General features: G+C 58.0%; 24 protein-coding genes and 1 pseudogene. 19 read left to right on the top strand and 6 right to left on the bottom strand.

Annotated elements, in window-relative coordinates:
* Positions 1 to 180: 180 nt before the first annotated feature.
* The 5 genes from glnK to ACTG27_RS13585 all read left to right on the top strand — a co-directional run bounded on the left by glnK (position 181) and on the right by ACTG27_RS13585 (position 5,576).
* Positions 181 to 519, top strand: a complete 339-nt coding sequence (glnK, locus tag ACTG27_RS13605; protein ID WP_005341406.1) for a P-II family nitrogen regulator — start codon at positions 181 to 183, stop codon at positions 517 to 519.
* A gap of 258 nt (positions 520 to 777) precedes the next feature.
* Positions 778 to 1,785 (top strand): Fe(3+) ABC transporter substrate-binding protein, encoded by a 1,008-nt coding sequence (locus tag ACTG27_RS13600; RefSeq protein WP_005340374.1) that lies wholly within the window; start codon positions 778 to 780, stop codon positions 1,783 to 1,785.
* Between the two features lie 39 nt (positions 1,786 to 1,824).
* Positions 1,825 to 3,450, top strand: coding sequence for an ABC transporter permease (locus ACTG27_RS13595; protein ID WP_439979804.1), 1,626 nt, complete (start codon positions 1,825 to 1,827; stop codon positions 3,448 to 3,450).
* An 82-nt stretch (positions 3,451 to 3,532) separates the two neighbouring features.
* Positions 3,533 to 4,567: an ABC transporter ATP-binding protein gene (locus ACTG27_RS13590; protein ID WP_236316902.1), complete on the top strand. Its 1,035-nt coding sequence runs from the start codon at positions 3,533 to 3,535 to the stop codon at positions 4,565 to 4,567.
* 103 nt (positions 4,568 to 4,670) lie between these two features.
* The gene (locus tag ACTG27_RS13585) at positions 4,671 to 5,576 is read left to right on the top strand and encodes a Dyp-type peroxidase (protein ID WP_040067425.1); all 906 of its coding nucleotides are present in this window, start codon (positions 4,671 to 4,673) and stop codon (positions 5,574 to 5,576) included.
* Between the two features lie 90 nt (positions 5,577 to 5,666).
* On the opposite strand, the gene argR is transcribed toward ACTG27_RS13585, so the two are convergent.
* Positions 5,667 to 6,137 (bottom strand): transcriptional regulator ArgR, encoded by a 471-nt coding sequence (gene argR, locus ACTG27_RS13580; RefSeq protein WP_005340378.1) that lies wholly within the window; start codon positions 6,135 to 6,137, stop codon positions 5,667 to 5,669.
* A gap of 201 nt (positions 6,138 to 6,338) precedes the next feature.
* Between argR and ACTG27_RS13575 the strand changes: the two genes are divergently transcribed.
* The 6 genes from ACTG27_RS13575 to ACTG27_RS13550 all read left to right on the top strand — a co-directional run bounded on the left by ACTG27_RS13575 (position 6,339) and on the right by ACTG27_RS13550 (position 11,298).
* A complete protein-coding gene (locus tag ACTG27_RS13575; RefSeq protein WP_005357971.1) occupies positions 6,339 to 7,079 on the top strand; it encodes an ATP-binding cassette domain-containing protein in 741 nt (246 codons plus the stop codon).
* 24 nt (positions 7,080 to 7,103) lie between these two features.
* Positions 7,104 to 7,841 (top strand): transporter substrate-binding domain-containing protein, encoded by a 738-nt coding sequence (locus ACTG27_RS13570; protein ID WP_005348898.1) that lies wholly within the window; start codon positions 7,104 to 7,106, stop codon positions 7,839 to 7,841.
* A 3-nt stretch (positions 7,842 to 7,844) separates the two neighbouring features.
* A complete protein-coding gene (artQ, locus tag ACTG27_RS13565; protein WP_159142996.1) occupies positions 7,845 to 8,495 on the top strand; it encodes an arginine ABC transporter permease ArtQ in 651 nt (216 codons plus the stop codon).
* A 3-nt stretch (positions 8,496 to 8,498) separates the two neighbouring features.
* Complete coding sequence (artM, locus tag ACTG27_RS13560) at positions 8,499 to 9,161, top strand: arginine ABC transporter permease ArtM (RefSeq protein WP_005348902.1); 663 nt, start codon at positions 8,499 to 8,501, stop codon at positions 9,159 to 9,161.
* A 221-nt stretch (positions 9,162 to 9,382) separates the two neighbouring features.
* On the top strand, positions 9,383 to 10,318 hold the full coding sequence (mdh, locus tag ACTG27_RS13555) for a malate dehydrogenase (RefSeq protein WP_005340384.1): 936 nt from the start codon (positions 9,383 to 9,385) through the stop codon (positions 10,316 to 10,318).
* Between the two features lie 395 nt (positions 10,319 to 10,713).
* Positions 10,714 to 11,298 carry a tetratricopeptide repeat protein gene (locus ACTG27_RS13550; RefSeq protein ID WP_026034955.1) on the top strand — a complete coding sequence of 195 codons (585 nt, stop codon included), beginning with the start codon at positions 10,714 to 10,716 and terminating at the stop codon, positions 11,296 to 11,298.
* Between the two features lie 99 nt (positions 11,299 to 11,397).
* Here ACTG27_RS13550 and hmpA read toward each other — a convergent pair whose 3' ends face one another.
* Positions 11,398 to 12,591 (bottom strand): NO-inducible flavohemoprotein, encoded by a 1,194-nt coding sequence (gene hmpA, locus ACTG27_RS13545; RefSeq protein WP_227273001.1) that lies wholly within the window; start codon positions 12,589 to 12,591, stop codon positions 11,398 to 11,400.
* A gap of 111 nt (positions 12,592 to 12,702) precedes the next feature.
* On the opposite strand from hmpA, the gene ACTG27_RS13540 reads away from it, so the two are divergent.
* Positions 12,703 to 13,173 (top strand): Rrf2 family transcriptional regulator, encoded by a 471-nt coding sequence (locus ACTG27_RS13540; protein WP_005340388.1) that lies wholly within the window; start codon positions 12,703 to 12,705, stop codon positions 13,171 to 13,173.
* Positions 13,174 to 13,213: 40 nt separating this feature from the next.
* Here ACTG27_RS13540 and ACTG27_RS13535 read toward each other — a convergent pair whose 3' ends face one another.
* Positions 13,214 to 14,494 carry an HlyC/CorC family transporter gene (locus tag ACTG27_RS13535; protein WP_416004134.1) on the bottom strand — a complete coding sequence of 427 codons (1,281 nt, stop codon included), beginning with the start codon at positions 14,492 to 14,494 and terminating at the stop codon, positions 13,214 to 13,216.
* A gap of 42 nt (positions 14,495 to 14,536) precedes the next feature.
* Positions 14,537 to 15,325 (bottom strand): cytochrome C assembly family protein, encoded by a 789-nt coding sequence (locus ACTG27_RS13530; protein ID WP_005340390.1) that lies wholly within the window; start codon positions 15,323 to 15,325, stop codon positions 14,537 to 14,539.
* Between the two features lie 202 nt (positions 15,326 to 15,527).
* Here ACTG27_RS13530 and ffh point away from each other — a divergent pair, with 202 nt between their 5' ends.
* From ffh to rplS, 5 genes are all read left to right on the top strand, one after another.
* Entirely contained in the window at positions 15,528 to 16,904 is a 1,377-nt protein-coding gene (ffh, locus tag ACTG27_RS13525) for a signal recognition particle protein (RefSeq protein WP_005340391.1), read from the top strand.
* Positions 16,905 to 17,081: 177 nt separating this feature from the next.
* Positions 17,082 to 17,330 carry a 30S ribosomal protein S16 gene (gene rpsP, locus ACTG27_RS13520; RefSeq protein WP_005340392.1) on the top strand — a complete coding sequence of 83 codons (249 nt, stop codon included), beginning with the start codon at positions 17,082 to 17,084 and terminating at the stop codon, positions 17,328 to 17,330.
* Between the two features lie 24 nt (positions 17,331 to 17,354).
* Positions 17,355 to 17,876, top strand: coding sequence for a ribosome maturation factor RimM (gene rimM, locus ACTG27_RS13515; RefSeq protein WP_033114063.1), 522 nt, complete (start codon positions 17,355 to 17,357; stop codon positions 17,874 to 17,876).
* Between the two features lie 34 nt (positions 17,877 to 17,910).
* Entirely contained in the window at positions 17,911 to 18,660 is a 750-nt protein-coding gene (trmD, locus tag ACTG27_RS13510) for a tRNA (guanosine(37)-N1)-methyltransferase TrmD (protein WP_005340400.1), read from the top strand.
* A 32-nt stretch (positions 18,661 to 18,692) separates the two neighbouring features.
* Positions 18,693 to 19,040 carry a 50S ribosomal protein L19 gene (gene rplS, locus ACTG27_RS13505; protein ID WP_005313505.1) on the top strand — a complete coding sequence of 116 codons (348 nt, stop codon included), beginning with the start codon at positions 18,693 to 18,695 and terminating at the stop codon, positions 19,038 to 19,040.
* 108 nt (positions 19,041 to 19,148) lie between these two features.
* Here rplS and ACTG27_RS13500 read toward each other — a convergent pair whose 3' ends face one another.
* On the bottom strand, positions 19,149 to 19,472 hold the full coding sequence (locus tag ACTG27_RS13500) for an isoamylase early set domain-containing protein (RefSeq protein ID WP_005348910.1): 324 nt from the start codon (positions 19,470 to 19,472) through the stop codon (positions 19,149 to 19,151).
* 80 nt (positions 19,473 to 19,552) lie between these two features.
* Positions 19,553 to 20,227 carry a DNA mismatch repair endonuclease MutH gene (gene mutH, locus ACTG27_RS13495; RefSeq protein WP_033135512.1) on the bottom strand — a complete coding sequence of 225 codons (675 nt, stop codon included), beginning with the start codon at positions 20,225 to 20,227 and terminating at the stop codon, positions 19,553 to 19,555.
* 733 nt (positions 20,228 to 20,960) lie between these two features.
* Here mutH and rppH point away from each other — a divergent pair.
* Positions 20,961 to 21,488 carry an RNA pyrophosphohydrolase gene (gene rppH, locus ACTG27_RS13490; RefSeq protein WP_005357996.1) on the top strand — a complete coding sequence of 176 codons (528 nt, stop codon included), beginning with the start codon at positions 20,961 to 20,963 and terminating at the stop codon, positions 21,486 to 21,488.
* A gap of 14 nt (positions 21,489 to 21,502) precedes the next feature.
* A pseudogene (ptsP, locus tag ACTG27_RS13485) lies at positions 21,503 to 23,781 on the top strand (phosphoenolpyruvate--protein phosphotransferase).
* The last annotated feature ends 60 nt before the right edge of the window (positions 23,782 to 23,841 follow it).

Below are 23,841 nucleotides of genomic sequence, written 5' to 3'. Positions count from 1 at the left end.
GCATACCCGCTGACCGCTGCAGCATGGTGCCTCATTATGGGGCGTGCTGGCCGGTTATGGGGATGTGCCTGGCGAATGGCGCCGGCATTAAACTATATCTATATGAAATATAACAATAAAAATACTTGGCATAAGAATTGAAACCCGATTCATGACACACCATGGATTGGGAGCAACCAGATGAAGCTGATTAGTGCGATTATCAAACCGTTCAAGTTGGACGATGTCCGCGAGGCTATTGCCAACCTGGGGGTGGAAGGGCTGACCGTGTCCGAGGTCAAGGGATTTGGCCGCCAGAAGGGACACACCGAATTATACCGGGGAGCCGAGTATCAGGTCGACTTCCTGCCCAAGGTGAAGCTGGAGATTGCTACCGCCGATGATAACGTGGAAGGGGTGATCGAGGCGATCTGCAAGGCGGCCTATACCGGCAAGATCGGCGACGGCAAGATTTTTGTCTACGACTTGCTGCAAGCGGTGCGCATCCGCACCGGCGAGAGTGACGACGAGGCGCTGTGATGAACCGCATCAGTGACGTACAGATCTGTTGACCTCCCGATCTCGGGGAATCCCGATGGAGTGAGCGCTTATTGAAGCCTGATCAACATAACGTTTTGCTCAGAAGAGGCCGAATGGGATTCCATCCGGCCCTTTTCATTTATGGGCGATTAAATATGTGATGTGGCGACGGCGAGCTTTCTTGATCCGCTTATAAGATGTATGCAGAATGCAAACGGAAATCGTTATCACTCTGTATAGCTAATCAAGGAATGGATGATGAAAATGAAGATGTTGGCACTGGCTTTCTCTGCGTTGGCAGCTCAGTCGGCATTGGCGGCCGGGGAAGTGAATGTCTACTCCAACCGGCAGGATGAGCTGATCAAGCCCATCATCCAGCAGTTCGAGAAGGAATCTGGCATCAAGGTGAACGTGGTGTTCGCCAAAGAGGGATTGAACGAGCGTCTGGAGCGGGAAGGCAAGCTCTCTCCGGCCGACCTGATGCTGACCGTCGATATCAGCCGTCTGACCGATCTGGTGGACAAGGGGTTGGTGCAGCCGGTGGACAGCAAGATCCTGCAGGAGAACATCCCCGCCATCTATCGTGATCCGGAGAATCGCTGGTTCGCCCTGACCACCCGGGTTCGCGCCATCTACTCCAGCAAGGATCGCCTCGGCAAGCTCGATACCATCAGCTACGAAGATCTGGCCAAACCGGAATTCAAAGGGAAAATCTGCACCCGCAGCGGCAAGCATGAGTACAATGTGGCGCTGGTCTCCTCCATGATTGCCCATCACGGCATGGCTGAGACCAAAACCTGGCTGGAAGGGGTCAAGGCCAACCTGGCGCGCAAGCCGCAGGGCAACGACCGGGATCAGGTCAAGGCGATCAAGGATGGTATCTGTGACGTGTCACTCGGCAACAGCTATTATCTGGGCGCCATGTTGAAAGATCCTGCGCAGAAGTCTTGGGCGGATGCGGTCTATATCAACTTCCCGAACCAGGCTGACCGCGGTGCCCACGTCAACGTGAGCGGCGTGGCCATGACCAAGTATGCCAAGAACAAGGCAGAGGCCCAGAAGCTGATGGAGTTTCTGGCTGGTGACACCGCCCAGCACATGTATGCGGACGTGAACGCCGAATATCCGGTCAAGGCCGGGGTCGAGCCTTCTGCCATGGTCAAGTCCTGGGGTAGTTTCAAGTCTGACGCACTACCGGTCAGCGATTACGCCAAGCACCGCAAGGACGCCTTGCAGTTGCTGGATGAAGTGAAGTTCGACTTGTAATCAGATGGGGCCAACGGCCCCATCAACATCTGTGGTCTCATGAAAAATTTTGGATGGATGACCGGCAGCTGGGCCATCGCCCTGCTGCTGGGTTTACCGGTTATAGCCCTGCTTTTCTCTGCCTTCTCGGCTGAGGGGGAGCTGTTTCGCCACCTCGCCGATACCGTGCTGCTCGATTATCTGGGCAATACCCTGGGGCTGGTGGTCGGCGTGGTACTGCTCAGCCTGCTGTTTGGCGTACCCACCGCCTGGCTGGTGGCCATGTGTCAGGTGCCGGGGCGGCGCGCTCTGCAATGGGCGCTGATGCTGCCGATGGCCATGCCCTCCTATATCGTCGCCTACGTCTATACCGACTTGCTCGATTACTCGGGCCCGCTACAAGCCTGGTTGCGAGCGCTCTTTAGCTGGAACAGTCCGGCCGATTACTGGTTTCCGGCCATTCGCTCCCTTGGCGGCGCCGCCTGGGTGCTGGCGCTGGTGCTGTTCCCCTATGTCTATCTGCTGACCCGCGCCTCTTTTCTCGAGCAGTCAGTCAGCCTGATCCACTCCAGCCGCCTGCTCGGCTGTACCCCGTGGCAGAGCTTTCGCCGCCTCAGTCTGCCGCTGGCGCGCCCCGCCATCATGGTGGCGGTATCGCTGGTGGCCATGGAGACGCTGGCCGATTTCGCCACCGTCCACTTCTTTGCCATCAACACCCTGACCACGGCGGTCTATGACACCTGGCTCGGCTATGGCAGTCTGGCCACCGCGGCGAAACTCTCCTGCCTGATGTTGCTGGCTGTGGTGCTGTTGATCGCGCTGGAGCGCCGCTCGCGCAGCAGGCAGCAGGTGTTCCAGAAGTCCATGGGCCATGAGCAGCCGCTGCGCTATCCGCTCAAGGGGATGAGTCGCGCTCTGGCCGGTTTCTGGTGCTGGGGGCTGGTGCTGGCCGGTTTTGGCCTGCCGTTCGTCATCCTGCTCGATTACGGGGTGCGCTACTTCGAGTTGTCGTGGACACCGGAGTTTGTCCGCTTTGCCGGCAACAGCTTGGCTATCTCGGCGCTAACCGCCCTGCTGGCGATGGGGATTGCCCTGCTGCTTGGCTTCTTCCGCCGCCTCGATGGCGGGATCAAGAGTCTGTTGCCCCTGCGCATCGCCGCCATGGGTTACGCCATGCCGGGCACCGTGCTGGCTATCGGGGTGCTGGTGCCGCTCACCGCCCTCGACTTTGCCATCAACGATCTGGCCGAGTGGCTCGGGCGTCAGGGCCCAGGCTTGCTGCTGACCGGCACCATCACCGCCATCGTGTTCGGTTATCTGGTACGCTTCGTGGCCATCGCCATCGGCTCGGTGGAGAGCAGCATGGGCAAGATCTCCCCCAGCCTCGACATGGCTGCCCGTTCTCTGGGGCAAGGGGATGGCGCTATGCTGCGCCGTGTCCATCTGCCGCTGGTGCGCCGCGGTCTGTTTGCCGGTGCCATGCTGGTGTTTATCGAATCCATGAAGGAGCTGCCCGCCGCCCTGCTGCTGCGGCCGTTCAACTTCGATACCCTGGCGACCCACGTCTACCAGTTCGTCTCGGACGAGATGCTGGAGCGCGGCGCGCTCGGGGCCATCGTCATCGTACTGGTGGGGCTGTTGCCGCTGATCTGGGTTAACCGCAGTCTGGACAGTCCGGGTCACTGAGCCGCCACGTCGGTCAATGAAATTGCATGCGGTGTGCTGAACCGAAAGGCAGCGCGCCGCCAGAAACGAGAGGAAGTCAGCCTTGTCCTGTTTGCAGGTTGAAAATGTCAGCAGCCGTTACAACGGCCGCAATGTGCTGGAACAGCTCTCCCTGACGGTGGCAGACAACGAGATCGTCTGCCTGCTGGGAGCCAGTGGCTGCGGCAAAACCACTTTGCTCAAGGCCATCGCCGGGCTGCTGCCGTTGGCAGAGGGCTCTATTCGCCTCGGCGATACCCTGCTCGACGGGCCGGGTGCCAGCGTGCCGCCCGAGGCGCGCAACATCGGCATGATCTTTCAGGATTACGCCCTTTTTCCCCACCTGACGGTGGCCGACAATGTCGGCTTTGGCCTGACCAAACTCGATCGCCGCGTCCGCCAGCAGCAGGTGGACGAGGCGCTGGCGCTGGTCAATCTGCAGGGGCTGGGGGATCGCTATCCGCACCAGCTCTCCGGTGGTCAGCAGCAGCGGGTAGCCATCGCCCGGGCGCTGGTGTGCAAGCCGCGGCTGATGCTGCTGGATGAGCCCTTCTCCAACATCGATACCCAGGTGCGGATGAAGTTGATCCTCGAGATCCGCGCCCTGCTCAAGCAGCAGGGGATCGGCGCCATCTTCGTCAGCCACAGCAAGGAGGAGGCGTTCGCCTTCGCCGATCGGCTGGCGCTGTTTCGCGCCGGTCACATCGAGCAGGTGGGCCAGCCTGAGCAGCTCTATCGCCGCCCGCAAAACCGCTTCGTGGCGGAGTTTCTCGGCGGGGTCAACTATCTGGCTGCCGAGGTGGTGGACAGCCACTGCGTGCAGACGGCGCTCGGGGTCATTTGTGGCAGCGAGCCTCATGGCCGGGCGGTGGGCGAGAAGTTGCAGCTGATGCTCCGCCCCCAGCAACTGCTGCTGGAGAGCGCCGCAGATGGGGAGCTCAAGGTGGTGGAGCAGCAGTTCCTCGGCCACCACTGTCGGGTGCTGTTCGAGTGTGGCGATCTGCAGCTGGAGGCGAGCATTGGCGAGCCCCTTGATGGGATGCGGGCACGGATCAAGGTTGCCCCCCATGGGTTGGTGTTGTTTGCCCCTTTGCCCTGAACGCGTGATATCGTCGTGAAATCAAAGAACTGGATCCACTCTGGTTTATAATCGCGCAACGCAAATAGCCCGTAACGCTAACGCCTACTCAGGGGAGAGATATATGAAAGCCCAAGCCGGGATCTGCGCAGAGCCGAATCTGCACGCCCTCTATCTGATGTTCAATCGTACCGGCGATGCCGCCGAACTGGTCGGCCGTCTGGCCAAACTGCCCGCCTTGTGGCAGGCGGTCGCCGCCGATTTCCCTGATGCCGGTTTCAGCGGTCTGGTTGCTGTTGGCGCCGACGCCTGGGATGGTCTCTACCCTGCCGCCCGTCCGCCCCAGTTCCGCAGCTTTATGGCGCAATCCGCCAACGGTCAGGAGGCACCCAACACCCCGTTTGATCTTTTTATTCAGCTGCGCGCCGATCGGGTGGATGTGCTGCACCACGCCGGTCACCGCGTGATGGCACTGCTGGCCGGATTGGTCGAGCTGGCCGAAGAGGTGCGCGGTTTCCGCAATCTGGATTGCCGTGACCTGACCGGTTTCGTCGATGGCACCGAGAACCCGCAGGATGAACACCGTGCCGAAGTGGCGCTGCTGGCTGATGGCGAGTTTGCCGGTGGCTCCTACATTCACGTCCAGCGCTGGGTCCACGCCATGAGCGACTGGGAGAAGCTGGCGCAAAAAGAGCAGGAAGACATTATCGGTCGCACCAAGCCTGACAACATCGAATATGAGTCTGCTGCCAAGCCGCTGACCGCCCACATCAAGCGGGTCAATCTCAAGACTCCGAAAGGGGAGTCCATGGAGATCCTGCGCCAGAGCATGCCCTGGGGCACCATGACCGAGCAGGGACTCTACTTCATCTCCTGCTGCCGCACTCCGCAGCACTTCAACGCCATGCTGGCCAGCATGTACAAGGGGGAGGGCAGCCACTTCGACCACCTGCTGCGCTTTACCAAGGCAGTGACCGGCGCGGCTTTCTTCGCCCCATCGGAGGGTTTTCTGATGGCGCAGGGCAAATAAGCCCGCCTGACGAAGCTGCAGAAAACAAAAATCCCGGCCTTGGCCGGGATTTTTCGTTCTGGCGTGACCGCGATGACGCGGTAGCGGCCATTACGGCGTCTGTTCGAACAGCTCGAGGGCGGAGAGGTAGAGCTCTTCGATATCGGTATCGCTGGTCGGGGTGATGAAGATGGTGTCATCACCGGCGATGGTGCCGAGGATCCCCTCTGCCTTGCCGAGGGAGTCGAGCAGGCGGGCGATCAGCTGGGCTGCGCCCGGGCTGGTGTGGATCACCACCAGTGCGCCGTTGTGATCGACGTCCAGCACCAGATTCTTGAGCGGGCTGGAGGTGGTGGGCACGCCCAGTTCCACCGGCAGGCAGTAGACCATCTCCATCTTGGCATTGCGAGTGCGAACGGCGCCGAAGCGGCTCAGCATGCGCGATACCTTGGACTGGTTGATGTTCTCGAAGCCCAGCTCTTGCAGGGCGGTGACGATTTCTGCCTGGGAGCCAAAGCGCTCTTCTTTCAGCAAGGCTTTAAAGGCCTTGGCCAGTTTTTCTTGCTTGTCGTTGTGTTTCATCTTGGTCTCACGAATGAGGAGGTGTGGCGGCCTGTGCGATACAGGCGGCAGATACGAACAGCGGGGCCATTTTGCATTCATATGCCGTTTTTTGCAAGGAAGCGGCGCTTGTTCTGCATATTGATTCAAAAATGGCTTGCATCAACCTTTATTAGGGATAGAATCGGGATGAAATTTTGAAAACTTATTCAATTGGGCTGTATGGGTATTGAATTAATAGGTATCGAGAAGTCCTGGCACAAGGTGCCGGTTCTGCAACAGGTCAGCTTTCGGACATCCCCCGGTGAAACCTTGGTGTTGCTGGGCCCGAGCGGTGCTGGCAAGAGTTCCCTGCTACGGATGATGAACCTGCTGGATACCCCGGATGCGGGTGTTCTGCGGATTGGCGAAAGTGAATTTTCTTTCCCGAACTCCCTCTCTGCTGCCGAATTCAACCGCCAGTCCCAACTGCTGCGTCGCAAGGTGGGGATGGTGTTCCAGCAGTACAATCTCTGGCCACATCTCACTGTGATGGAGAATCTTATTGAAGCGCCGGTCAAGGTGCTCGGCATGAGCAAGGAGGCCGCCATCGAGAAGGGGGCCTACCTGCTGGCCCAGCTGCAACTGGCCGACAAGCGCGATGCCTGGCCTGCCCGTCTCTCCGGCGGTCAGCAGCAGCGGGTGGCCATTGCCCGTACCCTGATGATGGACCCGGAAGTGCTGCTGTTTGACGAGCCGACTGCCGCCCTCGATCCCGAGATCACCAAGGAGGTGGCCGAGATCATCCGCAACCTGAGCCAGACCGGCATTACCCAGGTGGTGGTGACCCACGAGGTCGACTTTGCCCGCAAGGTGGCCAGTCAGGTGATTTATCTGGAGAAGGGGCGGATCATCGAATCCGGCACCGCTGCCATTTTCCAATCCCCGCAAACCAGCCGGTTTGCCGAATTCTTGATGCATTGATATTGAATCGATAAGGAAGCTGTCATGAAAAAGAGTCTGTTGTTGGTTGCTGCCATGGGCCTGTTGAGTACCTCCGTCATGGCCAAAGAGATCAAGTTCGCCACCGAGGCCACCTACGCGCCGTTCGAATACCTGGATGACAAGAACGAGTTTCAGGGTTTTGACATCGATCTGGCGCGCGCCATCTGCGAGCAGGCCAAGCTGGAGTGCAGCTTCCACAACCAGGCCTTTGACAGCCTGATCCCCAGCCTCAAATTCCGTCGCTACGATGCCGCCATCGCCGCCATGGACGTAACCCCTGAGCGGGCCGCTCAGGTCGATTTCTCCGACATCTATTACGAGAACTCGGCAGTATTCGTCGCCAAGAAAGGGGCCTTCAAGGGGCCGGAAGAGATGGTCGACAAGACAGTCGGCGTGCAGAACGGCACCTCCCACCAGTCCTATCTGGTGGATAACTGGGTGAGCAAGGGTCTGCTGACAGTGCCGTACGCCAGCTACCAGAGCGCCTTCCTCGACATGATGAATGGCCGTACCGACGGTGTCTTTGCCGATACTGCCGTTGCTGCCGACTGGCTGAAGCAGCACAAGGAGTATGCCGTGGTGGGTACGCCAGTGACGGATGCCAAGTACTTCGGTACCGGCTTTGGCATCGCGGTCGCCAAGGGCAATCAGGAGCTGCTGACCCAGCTGAACAAGGGGCTGGCCGAGATCAAGGCCAACGGCACCTATCAGAAAATCTTCGACAAATACTTCGCGCAGTAAGCCATGTTGAGCCTGTTGTTGGATGCAGCCTGGATGACCCTCGGGCTGGCCTTGGCATCACTGGTCGGGGGCATGGTATTGGCACTGGCGTTCAGTGCCGCCGAGCTCAGCAAGCAGCGTGCATTGGTGTGGCCGGTGGCCACCCTGACCACGCTGATCCGTGGCCTGCCCGAGTTGCTGGTGGTGCTGTTCATCTACTTCGGTTCGACCCAGGTGCTGTTCCTCCTCACTGGCGAGTATGTGGAGTTCAGCCCGTTCGCCTGTGGCGTGCTGGCGCTCTCCCTGCTGTTCGCCAGCTATGCGACCCAGACCCTGCGGGCGGCGATCAATGCGGTGCCTTCAGGTCAACGGCTGGCGGCGCTGGCGCTGGGTTTGAGCAAGAGCCACATCTTCTTTCGCATCGTGTTGCCGCAGGCGTGGCGCCATGCCCTGCCGGGCCTCGGCAACCAGTGGCTGGTGTTGCTGAAAGATACCGCGCTGGTGTCGCTTATCGGGGTGAACGAGATGATGCGTCAGGCCCAGATGGCCTCGGCCAGTACCTATGAGCCTTTCACCTGGTATGCCGCCGCCGCCCTCATCTATCTGGCCATCAGTCTGGTGAGTGAATATGGCCTCGGGCTGGCTGCCCGCTACACCCGCCGCTACGGAGGCTAACTGATGCAAGAGTATCTCGTTACGTTGCTGGGCGGTCTGGTCACCACGCTGGAGCTGACCCTGTTCAGCCTGCTGCTGGGGATTGTGTTGGCAGCCCTGATGACCTGGGTGTTGGAGCTGCGCTTGCCGGTGGCGACCCAGCTGGTGCAGCTGTGGGTGCTGCTCTTTACCGGTACGCCGCTGCTTATCCAGATCTTCCTGATTTACTACGGGCCGGGCCAGTTCGAGTGGCTGAAAGCCAGCCCGCTCTGGCCGCTGCTCAAGCAGCCCTGGTTCTGCGCCGTGCTGGCGCTGGGCCTCAACACGGCGGCCTACTCCACCCGGTTGTTCAAGGGGGCGCTCGATGCCATCCCGGCCGGTGAAGTAGAGGCGTGTCGTGCGCTTGGTTTTAACGGTCGCCAGACCCTCTGGATGAAGGTGCGCCACGCCGCCCGTCATCTGGTGCCTGCCTACTCCAACGAGGTGATCCTGGTGCTCAAGGGGAGCTCCCTCGCCAGTACCATCACCATCATGGACATTATGGGGCTGGCGCAGGGGTTGAACGCCCAGACCTACGATACCTTGGCTGTGTTCGGGGTGGCTGGCGGGCTTTATCTGGCGATGAACGGATTGTTAACAATTGGTTTTCGCTGGTGTGAAAAACGGGCGTTGGCATTCCAATCCTGAGACCTTCATAACTACCTCTTTATGGTAAGGAGAAGTGCAGAAAAACTGTGCTTCTCCTCCAACTTTTTGTATTTCCCTCCAATTTTTGCTCCCGCATGTTTCGTGGCTCACAGAACCCGTGACTGCAACTGTTATCAGATTGTTTTTTATGGGGGGATCCATTAAGGTTGGGCGCACAACAACAAACAACCTTAAACCTACGCTTAAACATGGAGTTGATCATGAAAGTTGCCGTTCTGGGTGCCGCTGGTGGCATCGGTCAAGCCCTCGCTCTGCTGTTGAAAAACCGTCTGCCGGCTGGCTCCGAGCTGAGCCTGTATGACATCGCCCCGGTTACTCCGGGTGTGGCCGTTGACCTCAGTCATATTCCTACCGACGTCGCCATCAAGGGCTTCTGCGGTGAAGATCCGACTCCTGCGCTGGTTGGGGCCGATGTGGTGCTGATCTCCGCCGGTGTGGCACGCAAGCCGGGGATGGATCGCTCCGACCTGTTCAACATCAACGCCGGTATCGTCAAGAATCTGGTCGAGAAGTGCGCGGCCACTTGCCCGAAAGCACTGATCGGCATCATCACCAACCCGGTCAACACCACTGTGGCCATCGCCGCCGAAGTGCTGAAGAAAGCCGGTGTCTATGACAAGCGTCGTTTGTTCGGCGTCACCACCCTGGACGTGATCCGCGCCGAGACCTTCGTGGCCGCTGCCAAAGGGCTGAACATCGACAAGGTTCGCGTCAACGTGATCGGTGGTCACAGTGGCGTGACCATTCTGCCGCTGCTCTCCCAGATTGAAGGCGCTTCCTTCACCGCTGAAGAAGTGGCAGCCATGACCAAGCGCATCCAGAATGCCGGTACCGAAGTGGTGGAAGCCAAAGCCGGTGGCGGTTCTGCGACCCTCTCCATGGGTCAGGCGGCTTGCCGTTTCGGTCTCTCCCTCATCAAGGGTCTGCAGGGCGAAGCCAACGTTGTTGAGTGCGCCTACGTGGAAGGCAACGGCGAGCACGCCACCTTCTTCGCACAGCCGGTACTGCTGGGCAAGAACGGCGTCGAAACCGTACTGGATTACGGCAAGCTGAGCGCGTTCGAGCAGGAAGCGATGGAAGGCATGCTGGCTACCCTGAAAGCCGATATCCAGCTGGGTGTCGATTTCGTCAAGTAAGCGGGTCAACCGTGCCAACAAGGGAGCTTCGGCTCCCTTTTGTATTGATGAGATCCGCCCGGAAGGCTAAGGGGATGGGGCTTGGTGCCGATAACAGAGTGCAGCAGGAGATCCTTATGATGAAACCCCTTACCCTTCTCGTTCTTGTCGGTGCATTCACCGCGCCCCTTTATGGTGCCGAGGCGGTATCGGCTGCCGTATCGAGCGATGCGCCTGCAGCAAGTGCATCGGCACCGACAGCAAGCAGTGCTGCGGTGGCAACGGCCCCTGTCTCTGCTGCTACGCCAGCGCCCTCTGACGCTGTCCCCGTCTTGCTTCCGGCCGAGCCGGTCACACCCGTTGCCAGCAGTGGCGAGGGGGCCGCGCCGCTGCCAAAACCGGCTGAGCCTGCCGCTGTGGTGGCGCCTCCCGCGCCTCTGGCCGCTGGCGAGTTGCAGGCGGTGCCGCTCTATCGTCAGGACGAGCTGCTCAACTGGATTGAGCAGGGGCGCCATCTCACTCAGGTTAAACAGGATCGCTGTCAGCTAACTCAGGATATCGAAGCACGCGCCTCGGTGATGAAGATCCCTGCCTATCAATTCCTCTGGGGGGATATGCTGGCGTGGGGGGTCTGTACCAAGTCCAACGCCGAGCTCGGGGTGCAATATATGTGGGAGGCGGCCAATCAGGGGTTGGCGCCGGCGCTGGAGCAGTTGGGTCGCTACTACTGGAAAGGAACTTTGGTGCAGAAGGATTTGGTGCGAGCCGAAACTCTGATGCGCGAGGCAGCCAGCCTCGGTTTTCTGCGGGCCCGCATCGAGTGGGTCGAGATGCTGTTGCAGGGGATGGGCAGTCCGCTCGATTATGAGGACGCCTATCGCTGGCTCCATGGCTCCGTCATCGGTGACAAGGCGCTGCACCAGAAGGCGGCGAGTCTGCTCAACCGTCTTGGCAACAGGATGCCGGCCAACGTGGTGGCCCGCGCCAAGGCGATGCACTGATCCAAAAAAATGACCCACAGATCTGCACCTGTGGGTCCGGTTCCAGCCGCCGTGCCATGACAGGCCGGAACCTCCCTCTGTTATATGGCTGCCTGCGCCTTAGAGATCTTGATGGGGGCCAAAAACTTCGTAATGGAGCTGCCCCGCTGGCACCCCAGCCGCCAGCAGCTGCCGCTTGATCTCTTGCATGAAGCCGACAGGGCCACAGAAGTAGTAGTGGGCCTCAGGCGTGATGCGCTCCTTCACGGCAGTCAGATCCATGGTGCCGGCCAGATCGTAATCTTGACCCTGCACATCACTGGCTTCCGGCTCCCTATACCAGATCCGGCTCAGCAAGTTGGGATGCTGGCGGGATTTTTGCTGAATATCCTCCCGGAAGGCGTGTACAGCGCCCTGTTCGCAGGCGTGCAACCAGGTGACATCAGCCTGATGGCCGTTCGCCAGCAGCTGGTTGAGCATGCTCATCATCGGCGTCACGCCGACACCGGCGGAGAGCAGTACGACCGGGGTCTGGCTGTCGGCTTTCAGGTAGAAATCGCCGGTAGGGGGCATCACCTCGATCTTGTCACCCGCCTGCAGGTGATCGTGCAGCAGGTTGGAGACCTGGCCCTGTGGCTCACGCTTGACGCTGATGCGGTAATCCTGCCCGTTGGGGGCATCGGAGAGGGAGTACTGGCGGATCTCCTGATATTCCAGCTTGGGGTGAACCAGCTTGATGCTGAGGTATTGGCCCGGTTTGAAGGTCAGTACCGGCTTGCCATCTTCCGGCGCCAGCAGGAAGGAGGTGATGAGTTCGCTCTCGGCTCGCTTCTCCTTGATGATGAAGGTGCGGGTACCTTGCCAGCCGCCATCCTGATTGGCCTTCTCCTGATAGATCTCTCGCTCGCGGCCGATGAAGATGTCTGCCAGCACGCCATACGCCTTGCCCCATGCCTCCAGCACCTCGTCGGTGACCGCACTTCCGCCCAATTCTTTGAGCGTGGCCAAGAGATGACTACCTACAATGTGATATTGTTCCGGCTGGATCAGGAATCCGGTATGTTTGTGCGCAATCCGCTCGACCGCACCGGCGAGCGCTCCCAGATTGTCGATATTCTTTGCATACGCGGCGACTGCATTGAACAGGGCCAGCGGCTGGCCGCCACTGCGTTGATGGGCCAGGTTGAAGATATCTTTCAGCTCCGGGTTATGGCTGAACATCCGCTGGTAGAAGTGCTGGGTGAGGGCAGGGCCTGCCGATTCGAGCAGCGGAATGGTGCTTTTGATGACGGCAACGGTGGTTTGATCTAGCATAGGGGCCTCGTTCTAATTGAACATATAAAATGTCATTTAATAAGTGGCATCCTAGATGTTTATTTGATTTGAATCAATACTCCACTTTTCGCATCGCGCTAATCAGGTTTTATGAGACTAACCAGTTATACAGATTTTGGATTGAGAGCCCTGCTCTATCTTGCCACCCTGCCGGAAGGGGAGTTGTCGAGCGTTGCCAAGGTATCGGCCCTGTATGGCGTTTCCCGCAACCACATGGTGAAGGTGGTCAATCAGCTGGTGAAGCTGGGCTATCTGCAATCCCAGCGTGGCAAGAATGGCGGTATTCGTATGGCTTGCGATCCCGCCACCATCAATATCGGGCAGGTGATCAGGGCGCTGGAAGGCAATCTGGACGGCATTGACTGCGGCTCGCCCGCTTGTCACATCGTCTCTGTCTGTCTGCTCAAGAGTGCGCTGAAAGAGGCGATGGATGCGTTTCTGGCGGTGATGGACAGCTATACGCTGCAAGACCTGCTGGCCAACCGCGACGAGTTGCAACGGGTGTTTGGCGAGTTGATCCCGACGCTGGTGCTGGAGCCGGATGATGAAGATGAGCAATGACGATGAGCAATAGAAAAGGGCTGCCACTGGCAGCCCTTTTTCAATCTTGTGAATCCGACTCCGCCCGGTACGATGCAGGCATGATCCGCGCCATCTTGACCATATTGTTCTCCACATCGAGGATCTCGATAGGATAACCGGCCAACCGGATCCCGATGTTGGGCTGGGGGATCTCCTCCAGATATTCGAGGATCAGACCGTTGAGGGTACGCGGGCCGTCGATGGGCAGGTGCCAATTCATCTCCTTGTTCAGCTCACGAATATTGGCTGAGCCTTCGACCAGATAAGAACCATCTGACTGGGGGTGGATCTCGTCGCTCGGCGCTGGCGTCATGGAGGTGGTGAAGTCGCCCACTATCTCTTCCAGAATATCGTCCAGAGTGATTAGCCCCTGAATGTCGCCGTATTCGTCGACGATCAGGCCAATTCGCTCCTTGTTGCGCTGGAATTTGGCCAGCTGCACGTTGAGCGGCGTTCCTTCCGGAATGAAGTAGATCTCGTCCACTTCACGCAATAGACTCGATTTGTTGAACTGATCCTTAGCTACCAGCCGCAGGGCATCGCGCGCGTGCAAAAAGCCGACAACGTCGTCGATATTGTCGCGATAGAGCAGGATCTTGGTGTGAGCGCAGTGGGCTAGCTGGCGCTGGATGCTCTTCCAGTCATCGTTGATGTCGATGGCGTAGATATCGCTGCGTGGCACCATGATGTCCTCGACCAGCATCTTGTCGAGATCCAGAATGCTCAGCAGCATCTCCTGATGACGCTGGGGGATCAGGTTACCCGCCTCATTGACTATGGTGCGCAGCTCCTCGGTGTTGAGAGAGTCATCCTTGTTGGGGTTGATCTTCAGCATCTTGAGCAGGCCGCTGGTGATGCCGTTGATCAGCCAGACCAGCGGCGAGAGTGGCACCATCAGCCCCTTGAGGATCCAGGAGGCGGGATAGGCGATCTTCTCCGGGAACATGGCTGCCAGCGTCTTGGGGGTCACTTCACCGAATACCAGCACCACCAGGGTCAGGCCGAAGGTGGCGATGGCGACCCCGAGATCACCAAACAGCCGGATACAGACGATGGTGGCGATGGCGGAGGCGAGAATATTGACCAGATTGTTGCCGATCAGGATCAGCCCCAGCAGGCGATCGGGGCGGGCGAGCAGTTGCTCGACGCGACGTGCGGCTTTGTGTTTGGTCTGTGCCAGATGCCGCAGTTTGTAGCGGTTGATGGACATCAGGCCGGTTTCGGCACTGGAGAAGAAGGCGGAAAGAAGGATCAAGATAACGAGAACAATCAGTAATGTACTCGTTGAGATGCTGTCCAAAAAGGGCTCCTGTTGGATGGTATGGCTAAAAGAGTATAGGTGTCAGCTCAACAGCACTTCTTTGACGAAGCGGCTGCCAAAGTAGGCAAGAGTCAGGATGAAGCTGCCAATCAGACTGAGTGTGATGACTTTACGGCCGCGCCAGCCATAGGTGTGATGACCCCACAGCAGCAACACGTAAACACACCATGCCAGGATGGAGAGCACGGCCTTGTGAGACTTGCCCTGGGCGAACATATCTTCGAGGAAGAAGAGGCCGGAGGCGATGGAGAGTGTCAGTAGCAACACCCCTGCAGAGATCAACTGAAACAGCCGTTTTTCCACTGTCATCAGTGGCGGCATGGCTGGCAGGTTGCTGATTTTTCTCGATTTAAGCTGCTTGTCCAGACAGGCGAGCTGCAGCGCAAACAGACAGGCGATCATCAATACCGAGTAGGCCATCAGGGCGAGGCCGATGTGCAGCAACAGCTGGGGATGGGCCTCCAGATGGGTGATATAGCGACCCGGGATCAAGGCGCTGGCAGCCAGCAACAGGGCCGAGAAGCTGTAGACCACCGGCAGCAGGATCCAGCCGTTGAAGCGGCGGGTCACGCAGGTCATGAAGCAACTGATGATGAGGCTGACCAGCGAGGCAACGTTGAGCATGCTCAGGTTCTGGCCGTAACTCTGCAATACCTCTGAACCGAGGGCGCTGGCGTGGGCGATCAGGGCCAATCCGATACAGGCAAACAGGGAGCGCTGTCCCACCGGCTTGGCGCTCAGTAACAGATGCAGGGAGGCGATGATGGCCAGCAGATAAAACGCCAGGGCCAGAACAGAGATTACGATCATAACCAGGTCGTTGTTGCACAAGCTTTTGAGGGTAAGAGGGGCAGTATACCTTGCACGAGAAGTGCTCGCCAGTTGTGCAACGGCCGATCTGCCCATATATAGGGAGAAGGTCCCTGCTGCTGCGGTGCGGTGAATAATCGTCCTCGCGCCCGCTCTGGGTTATAATGCCCCCAATTTATTACGCCAAGAACCGGAATCCGTCATGTTTGAGAATTTGACTGAACGACTCTCGCGCACCTTGCGCAATGTCAGTGGCCGTGGTCGCCTGACCGAAGATAATATCAAGGAAACCCTGCGCGAAGTTCGCATGGCGCTGCTCGAGGCGGATGTCGCCCTGCCGGTAGTGCGTGATTTCGTGGCGCGTGTCAAAGAGCGCGCGGTCGGGCAGGAAGTGGCCAAATCCCTGAGCCCGGGCCAGGCATTCATCAAGATTGTGCACGGTGAACTGGTCACCGTGATGGGGGAGGCCAACGAACAGCTCAACCTGGCTGCCCAGCCGCCAGCGATCATCCTGATGGCCGGTCTGCAGGGTGCCGGTAAGACCACCACAGTTGGCAAACTGGCCAAGCTGCTCAAAGAGCGCAGCAAGAAGAAGGTGCTGGTGGTCAGTGCCGACGTTTATCGACCTGCGGCGATCAAGCAGCTGGAGACCCTGGCCAGCGACATCGGTGTCGACTTCTTCCCGAGCGATGCCAGCCAGAAGCCGGTCGACATCGCCACCGCAGCCATCGATCAGGCGCGCAAGAAATTCTATGACGTGGTGATCGTCGATACTGCCGGTCGTCTGCACGTTGATAGCGAGATGATGGCCGAGATACAGGATCTGCATGCCACCATCAAGCCGGTCGAGACCCTGTTCGTGGTGGATGCCATGACCGGTCAGGATGCCGCCAACACCGCCAAGGCGTTCAACGAAGCGCTGCCGCTCACCGGCGTGATCCTCACCAAGGCGGACGGCGACGCCCGGGGTGGTGCCGCGCTGTCGGTACGTCACATCACCGGCAAGCCGGTCAAGTTTATCGGTATGGGTGAAAAGACCGATGCGCTGGAGCCGTTCCACCCGGATCGTCTCGCCTCCCGCATCCTCGGTATGGGCGATGTGCTCTCTCTTATCGAAGAGGTCGAGCGCAACGTCGATAAAGAGAAAGCGGCCAAGCTGGCCAGCAAGGTCAAGAGTGGCAAAGGCTTCGATCTGGAAGATTTCCGCGAGCAGCTGGCCCAGATGCGCAACATGGGCGGCATGATGGGGATGCTCGACAAGCTGCCCGGCATGTCCGGGCTGCCGGATAACGTTAAAGATCAGATGGATGACAAGCTCACCGTGCGAATGGAGGCTATCATCAGCTCCATGACGCCGAAGGAGCGTGCTCACCCCGATCTCATCAAGGGTTCCCGCAAACGCCGTATCGCCGCAGGTTCCGGCATGCAGGTGCAGGATGTGAACAAGCTGCTCAAGCAGTTCACCGAGATGCAGCGCATGATGAAGAAGATGTCCGGCAAGGGTGGCATGCGTAAGATGATGAGCCAGATGAAGAACATGATGCCCCCCGGTTTCGGTGGCGGTCGCGGCCCGTTCTGATCCGGCCTGCGTGTTGATGGGGGTCTGCAGCGGCAGGCCCCTTTTCATTGCCGCTCTGCGCAAAAAATGGCTGGCTTGGTTGCAATTATTACGAATCCAAGTAGAATTACGCGGCTTATTTTAAGCTAGGGTCCGCGTGTTTGCGGGCCTTGTTCATTAGATGTTAATGAGGACGATATGGTAACCATTCGTTTACAACGTGGTGGCGCGAAAAAGCGTCCGTTCTACCAGGTAGTAGTTTCTGACAGCCGTTGCGCCCGTGACGGTCGCTTCATCGAGCGCGTTGGTTTCTTCAACCCGGTTGCTGCTGGTCAAGCTGAAAAGCTGAACCTGGACCTGGCTCGTATCGAGCATTGGGTTGCTACTGGTGCCGCTGTTTCTGACCGCGTTGCCAAGCTGATCAAAGACGCTAAAAAAGCTGCTTAATCAGCCCAACGGTAAGGAGTTAAGGTGGAAAAACCTGTAGTTCTGGGCACCCTGGGTACCGTTTATGGCATCAAGGGCTGGCTTAAAGTGAACTCCTTCACCGATGTTGCCGAAGCGATTTTCGATTACAACCCCTGGCTGATTAATCAGAACGGGGCGTGGCGTGAAATTCGGGTCTCATCCTGGAAACGTCACAACAAGGGTCTGATTTGCAAACTCGATGGTATCGATGTGCGCGAAGATGCCCTGGCATTGACCAATGTCGAGATTGGCGTAGCCGCCGATCTGTTGCCTGCGTTGCCTGAAGGTGAGTTCTACTGGCGTGACCTGATTGGTTGCTCCGTGGTGACCACCAAGGGATACGACCTGGGCAAGGTGACCGAATTGATGGAAACCGGCTCCAACGATGTGTTGGTGGTTGAGGCCAATGTAAAAGATGCCTTTGGTGCAAAGGAGCGGTTGATTCCGTTCTTGGAAGAGCAGGTGATCAAGAATATTGATCTGACTGCTCGAACAATCGAAGTTGATTGGGATCCTGGTTTCTAGTTTCCCGCGCTAACACGGGTGCCGGAGGTTTCTTATGTGGATTGGGGTTATTAGCCTCTTCCCTGAAATGTTCCGAGCCATTACCGAGCACGGGGTAACGGGTCGGGCCGTCAAGAGTGGCCTGCTGCAGATTGAGTGCTGGAACCCCCGGGAGTTTACCCACGACAAACACCGTACGGTCGATGATCGTCCTTATGGTGGTGGGCCTGGCATGTTAATGATGGTTCAGCCGCTGCGTGACGCGATTCATGCAGCCAAGCAAGCAGCGGGAGACGGGGCGAAAGTCATCTATCTCTCTCCTCAGGGACGCAAGCTGACTCAAGCGGGCGTAACCGAGTTGGCGACGAATCAGAAACTGATTCTGGTAGCCGGTCGATACGAAGGTATCGATGAACGCGTGATACAAACCGAAGTCGACGAAGAGTGGTCTATCGGGGATTACGTGTTAAGTGGTGGCGAGTTGCCTGCCATGACCCTGATCGATGCGGTTTCGCGTCTGGTCCCCGGGGTTTTGGGTGATCAGGCCAGTGCCGAGCAGGACTCCTTTACGGATGGCTTGCTGGATCACCCCCACTACACTCGGCCGGAGGTGTTGGATGGATTGGCGGTGCCCGAGGCGCTGACAAGCGGCAATCACGAAGTGATTCGACGCTGGCGTCTCAAGCAGTCGCTCGGACGAACCTGGCAAAGAAGGCCGGAACTTATTAACAACCTAGCTCTGACTGACGAGCAAGAATCACTTCTTGCCGAGTATGTCCGCGAAGTGCGTGACAGCGTTAAGTAGAGTTTTCAGTTTATCCTAGGTAAGGAAAGACAATGAGCAAGATTATTCAGCAGCTTGAACAAGAGCAACTGCGTACCGACATCCCGGCTTTTGCCCAGGGCGACACTGTACGTGTTCAAGTTCGTGTTAAAGAAGGTGGTAAAGAGCGTCTGCAGGCTTTCGAAGGCATCGTTATTGCCAAGCGTAACCGCGGTCTGCACTCTGCTTTCACCGTTCGCAAGATCTCCAACGGCGAAGGTGTTGAGCGTGTATTCCAGACTCACTCTCCGCTGATCCACAGTGTAGAACTGAAGCGTCGTGGTGATGTTCGCCGCGCCAAACTGTACTACCTGCGCAACCTGTCCGGCAAAGCTGCTCGTATCAAAGAGAAGCTCAACTAATTCGATTCGAATTGGTGTCGGTATGTCGGCAAATAGCTCGACAGGTAGTGAAAAGGCTCGCCAATGGCGAGCCTTTTTTGTATCCGTCTATTGGCTCTCTGGTTGCCGTTACTGGATGACCCGTACCACCGAGTTGTCACGCCCGAAGGGGCCAGGCACATAGTCGTCCGCAGCCCAGTCATTCTCGTAGAGGGTTTCCCCTGCCGGTGTGATGAGTTGGTAGCAATATTCAAAGTAGCCCGGGCCGTCGGTCGGCAGATTGAGGGTGGCTTTGAACTCGCCGCTCTTCATGCGTTTCAGCTCGACCGGTTGCCACTGGGTGAACTCGCCGATCAGCATCACCTGTTCCGCTCCTGCAGCCGCCTCTTTCTCTACGGCAAAGGTCACCTTGACCTCGGGCTTGGACTTCAAAAACTGTTTGATCAGTGGCATGACGCCTCCTTGTCTGTGAGTTAAAAATGGCTCCTGTCTATTTTTATACCACCATATGACAAAGATGTTGATAAGGCAGATCAAGTCGGCAAGGCAAAATAGCGTTGCAGCAAACTGTGGGTGAAGTCGATCTTGAGATAGAAGCCACGGGGCAGGGTCATGATGGGTTGACCATCGCGGCCGATGGCGCGAGTCAACGCCTTGTTGTTGGCCGCCTTGGGCCGCAGTTGCATCACCTGGCCGTGGCGGGCGCTGATCTGCTCAACTTCTCCCAGCACTATCATGTCCATCAGCTCCTCCCAGTCCTGACGCAGTAGCCGATCTTCCTCTTCATTCGGGCTCCACATCAGCGGCATGCCGACTCGCCGCTCGCCAACCGGGATCTCCCGACTGCCTTCCACCGGGATCCAGAGCACCCGGGAGAGCTTGTTGCGCACGTTGGAGTCCTCCCAGCGCTGGCCGCTGACGCCGATCAGCGGGGCGACGCAGACGAAGGTGGTCTCCAGCGGTTTGCCTTGAGGATCCACGGGGATCGTCTTGAGTTCGATCCCCAGCTCTGGGAAGTCCTGCTCCGGCTTGCTCCCAGCGCTGGCCCCCAGTTGCAGCTCGATCAACTGACCGACCCACCCCTTGTCACGGCGCAGGTCTTTGGGCACCGCAACGCCAGCCTCGGCGGCCAGCTGCGCCAGCGTGAAGCCGGCCATGGCATAGGCGCGGCTCAATAACTCCTGCTCGGATTGGGGATTGCTTGGCATAGTTGGCTCCATCTTGCTCACCATATTCTAACAGGGGAGGATCCCGAGAAGGATCGCTGTTTTTATAACCGATCCTGAGTGGATAAGATCAAATGCAGAGAATTTGGGGGCCATCAGTTCATCATTATGATTTTAAAGGATTTTGTCTGTTTTATCGAGCAGTAAGCCAGGTCTGGTTTGACCTCGAAATAGTTGTCCAAGGGTTTGTGCATGATGTTACACACAGTTATCCACAGAAATCTTGGATAAGTGGATGAAAGTGGTTGGAGTCGCTGATATGTTACAAAAAATTGTGAATGCCACCCCATTTTTACCGGGTAAACGGGGTAGATATTGTGCCACTCCTGTGGATAATTTCGCCACGGTGGATCTTTGAGCAGTTGAACTTGTTCACAATCCGGATCATGGATCTGACTCTTGGTGAAACATGGATCTAGATCCAGTTGCTTTATCTCAAGTATATAAAAAATAAAGGTTTTTTATATTTTATGTCGCGTGGTGATACGGAGGGGCACTTTTCGCGTACAGTTAAAAAGTACTGTATATACCCGTTTGCTAACAGCTTTATGCACAACCTGGGTGGGCAACTTGGGGGCGTGGATCCTTGGATTTGTTTATAAGTATGTTTGAAATTGAAAGTTATTCATGAAACAGGGGATTCACTCCTTGTTTGCTGCCACGGAGTGAATGTGGAACAATCTCCTTATAGATTCAGCCTTTATAAGGTGATCACGTGATTGATGGCGACGGATTTCGTCCCAATGTCGGTATCGTGATCTGTAACCGTGAAGGACAAGTGTTGTGGGCTAAACGCTATGGGCAGCACTCCTGGCAGTTTCCGCAGGGGGGGGTTGATGATGGTGAAACGCCAGAGCAGGCCATGTATCGAGAGCTGTATGAGGAGATTGGCCTCAAGCCCGAAGATGTGACCATCATGGCCACCAGTCGTAACTGGCTAAAGTACCGTTTACCCAAACGTCTTGTCCGCTGGGACAGTTCACCGGTCTGTATTGGCCAAAAACAAAAATGGTTCCTGTTGCAGCTGAATTCGGGCAAGGAGTCGCGGATCCAGTTCGGCTGTCATGGCCATCCCGAATTTGACGACTGGCGTTGGGTCAGCTTCTGGTATCCGGTGCGTCAGGTCGTTTCGTTCAAGCGGGAGGTTTACCGCCGGGTCATGAAAGAGTTTGCCCCGCTGGCGATGCCAGTGCCGGTAGTGCAGGTCAACAAGAAGGATGGGCGGCGCAACCGCGCCCGTTAAGGAGCACAGATTAGTTGTTAACGGAACTGAGACGTATCGTCGAGAGCATGGCCGAGGCCAACACCCTCGAGCAGGCCTTGCAAGCATTGGTGAGCCAGACCCGGCACGCCATGGCAGTGGACTGCTGCTCCGTCTATGTCTCGGAACCCGAGGTGCGCCGCTATCGCCTGGCGGCTACCGACGGCTTGGCCCCGTCCGCGGTCGGCAAGGTGACCCTGCCTTACGAGCAAGGCATCGTCGGTCTGGTGGGTCAGCGGGAAGAGTTGATCAACCTGGCTGATGCCCCCGCGCACCCCAGCTTCAAATTCCTGCCCGATGTGGCCGAAGAGGCGTTTCGCTCCTTCCTCGGCGCACCCATCATGCACCAGCGTCAGGTGGTTGGCATTCTGGTGGTGCAGCAGAAGGAGAGTCGCCGCTTCGATGAGGGGGAAGAGTCCTTCATGGTCACCCTGGCGGCCCAGCTGGCGGCGCGGATTGCCCAGGCGCAGGCCAAGGGGTGGTTGCAGAAGACCGACTGGAGCAAGCCACTGCGTGGTATTGCCGGTGCCAGCGGTATCGCCATGGCCAAGGCCTGGGTGTGGCGGCCCCGCAAGGCGCTCTCGTCCATTACCCCGCGCAAGGATGAAGACCATGCCAGCCAGCTGGCGCGGCTGGAGCTGGCGGTGGAGGAGGTGCGTCACGACTTGGAGAGTTTGGCGCTGCGTTTTCGCGAGAGCTACAGCCAGGATTCGGTGGCGATCTTCGATATCTACCTCCATCTGCTCAGCGATCCCGGCTACATCAAGCCCATTCGCAACAAGGTGAGCAAGGAGCACTGGACTGCGGTCTCTGCGGTCAAGCTGATCAGTGATCGCTTGATCGAGCAGTTCAAGGGGATGAAGGATCCCTACTTACAGGAGCGCTCCACCGATGTGAAGGATATTGCCCAGCGGCTGATCAGCCGACTGGTGCAGAACGAACCGGAACATATCTCCATCGGCGAGCCGGTGGTGCTGGTTGCCGACGAGGTGACTGCTACCATTCTGGCGGAAGTGCCCCGCGAGTATCTGACCGGGGTGGTCTCGCTCAAGGGGGGAACCAACTCCCACGCGGCCATTCTGGCCCGTGCCATGGGAGTCGCCGCCATCATGGGGGTGGATCTGCCACTTGGCGACATCGGCGGTCGCATGCTGGTCGTCGATGGCTACAGCGGCGATCTCTTCATCGAGCCCAATCAGGTGATCCTGACCGAGTATCGTCAGCTGCTGAGCGAAGAGCGGGCGCTCGATACCCTGGTGCGCAGCGTCGATAACCTGCCATCTGAGACGGCCGACGGCACCAAGGTCTCCCTGCTGCTCAACGCCGGTCTCAGCGCCGATACCGAGATTTCCCTCAATCAGCTGGCGGACGGGGTCGGTCTCTATCGCACCGAGATCCCCTTTATGCTGCAGGAGAGCTTCCCCTCAGAGTGGGAGCAGACTGCCCGTTATCGCGGCATTCTGGAGACCTACCGCAACCGGCCGGTCTGCATGCGGACGCTGGATGTGGGCGGCGACAAGCCGTTGCCCTATTTCCCCATCGTCGAGGAAAACCCCTTCCTTGGCTGGCGGGGGATCCGGATCACCCTGGATCACCCCGAACTGTTTCTGGTGCAGCTCAAGGCGATGCTGCGGGCCAGTGAAGGGCTGACAATCTGGCCATCATGCTGCCGATGATCAGCAGCGTCAGCGAAATCAAGGCCTCCCGTCGTCTGCTGGATCAGGCATGGCGGGAAGTGTCGGAAGAGGCGGCGAGCCGCGATGCGGTGATCCGCTATCCCAGCCTCGGGGTGATGATCGAGGTGCCCTCAGCCCTCTTTATCTTGCCGGAGATGGCGCCGCTCATCGATTTCTGGTCGGTGGGCAGTAACGACCTGACCCAGTACCTGCTGGCGGTAGATCGCAACAATTCCCGGGTTGCCAACATCTACGATGCCTTCCATCCTGCGGTGATCCGCGCCCTGCAACAGCTGGTTGATGCTTCCCACCGTTACCAGAAGCCGGTGTCGGTCTGTGGCGAGCTGGCCGGTGATCCGGTCGGTGTATTGCTGCTGCTTGCCATGGGCTATCGCCGCTTCAGTATGAACACCCACAACATCGCCCGGATCAAGTACGTGCTGCGTCAATCCACCCTGAGCGAGTTGACCGAACTGATGGCCGATGGCCTCAAACATGACAACCCCCATGTACTGCGCGGCCTGTTTGCCCGCTATCTGGAGGAGCATGGTTTGGGCGGTTTGCTGCGAGCCGGTCATAAATCGAAACAGAGTGATTGATAATCATGCCTTGTCCCTGCTGACGAATGATCGGAAAATGCGGCTTTTATTTTGACTGGG

Source organism: Aeromonas sp. 97A, assembly GCF_051919185.1.
Classification (GTDB): Bacteria; Pseudomonadota; Gammaproteobacteria; order Enterobacterales; family Aeromonadaceae; genus Aeromonas; species Aeromonas veronii.
The sequence above is the reverse complement of the archived record's forward strand: the minus strand, read 5'-3'. Positions and strand labels throughout refer to the sequence as shown.

What these genes read in the sequence shown, in the direction of transcription:
- glnK (WP_005341406.1), top strand. Translation starts at nt 181, where the DNA reads ATGAAGCTGATTAGTGCGATTATCAAACCGTTCAAGTTGGACGATGTC.
- ACTG27_RS13600 (WP_005340374.1), top strand. Translation starts at nt 778, where the DNA reads ATGAAAATGAAGATGTTGGCACTGGCTTTCTCTGCGTTGGCAGCTCAG.
- ACTG27_RS13595 (WP_439979804.1), top strand. Translation starts at nt 1,825, where the DNA reads ATGAAAAATTTTGGATGGATGACCGGCAGCTGGGCCATCGCCCTGCTG.
- ACTG27_RS13585 (WP_040067425.1), top strand. Translation starts at nt 4,671, where the DNA reads ATGAAAGCCCAAGCCGGGATCTGCGCAGAGCCGAATCTGCACGCCCTC.
- argR (WP_005340378.1), bottom strand. Translation starts at nt 6,137, where the DNA reads ATGAAACACAACGACAAGCAAGAAAAACTGGCCAAGGCCTTTAAAGCC.
- ACTG27_RS13575 (WP_005357971.1), top strand. Translation starts at nt 6,339, where the DNA reads ATGGGTATTGAATTAATAGGTATCGAGAAGTCCTGGCACAAGGTGCCG.
- ACTG27_RS13570 (WP_005348898.1), top strand. Translation starts at nt 7,104, where the DNA reads ATGAAAAAGAGTCTGTTGTTGGTTGCTGCCATGGGCCTGTTGAGTACC.
- artQ (WP_159142996.1), top strand. Translation starts at nt 7,845, where the DNA reads ATGTTGAGCCTGTTGTTGGATGCAGCCTGGATGACCCTCGGGCTGGCC.
- artM (WP_005348902.1), top strand. Translation starts at nt 8,499, where the DNA reads ATGCAAGAGTATCTCGTTACGTTGCTGGGCGGTCTGGTCACCACGCTG.
- mdh (WP_005340384.1), top strand. Translation starts at nt 9,383, where the DNA reads ATGAAAGTTGCCGTTCTGGGTGCCGCTGGTGGCATCGGTCAAGCCCTC.
- hmpA (WP_227273001.1), bottom strand. Translation starts at nt 12,591, where the DNA reads ATGCTAGATCAAACCACCGTTGCCGTCATCAAAAGCACCATTCCGCTG.
- ACTG27_RS13540 (WP_005340388.1), top strand. Translation starts at nt 12,703, where the DNA reads ATGAGACTAACCAGTTATACAGATTTTGGATTGAGAGCCCTGCTCTAT.
- ACTG27_RS13530 (WP_005340390.1), bottom strand. Translation starts at nt 15,325, where the DNA reads ATGATCGTAATCTCTGTTCTGGCCCTGGCGTTTTATCTGCTGGCCATC.
- ffh (WP_005340391.1), top strand. Translation starts at nt 15,528, where the DNA reads ATGTTTGAGAATTTGACTGAACGACTCTCGCGCACCTTGCGCAATGTC.
- rpsP (WP_005340392.1), top strand. Translation starts at nt 17,082, where the DNA reads ATGGTAACCATTCGTTTACAACGTGGTGGCGCGAAAAAGCGTCCGTTC.
- trmD (WP_005340400.1), top strand. Translation starts at nt 17,911, where the DNA reads ATGTGGATTGGGGTTATTAGCCTCTTCCCTGAAATGTTCCGAGCCATT.
- rplS (WP_005313505.1), top strand. Translation starts at nt 18,693, where the DNA reads ATGAGCAAGATTATTCAGCAGCTTGAACAAGAGCAACTGCGTACCGAC.
- ACTG27_RS13500 (WP_005348910.1), bottom strand. Translation starts at nt 19,472, where the DNA reads ATGCCACTGATCAAACAGTTTTTGAAGTCCAAGCCCGAGGTCAAGGTG.
- mutH (WP_033135512.1), bottom strand. Translation starts at nt 20,227, where the DNA reads ATGCCAAGCAATCCCCAATCCGAGCAGGAGTTATTGAGCCGCGCCTAT.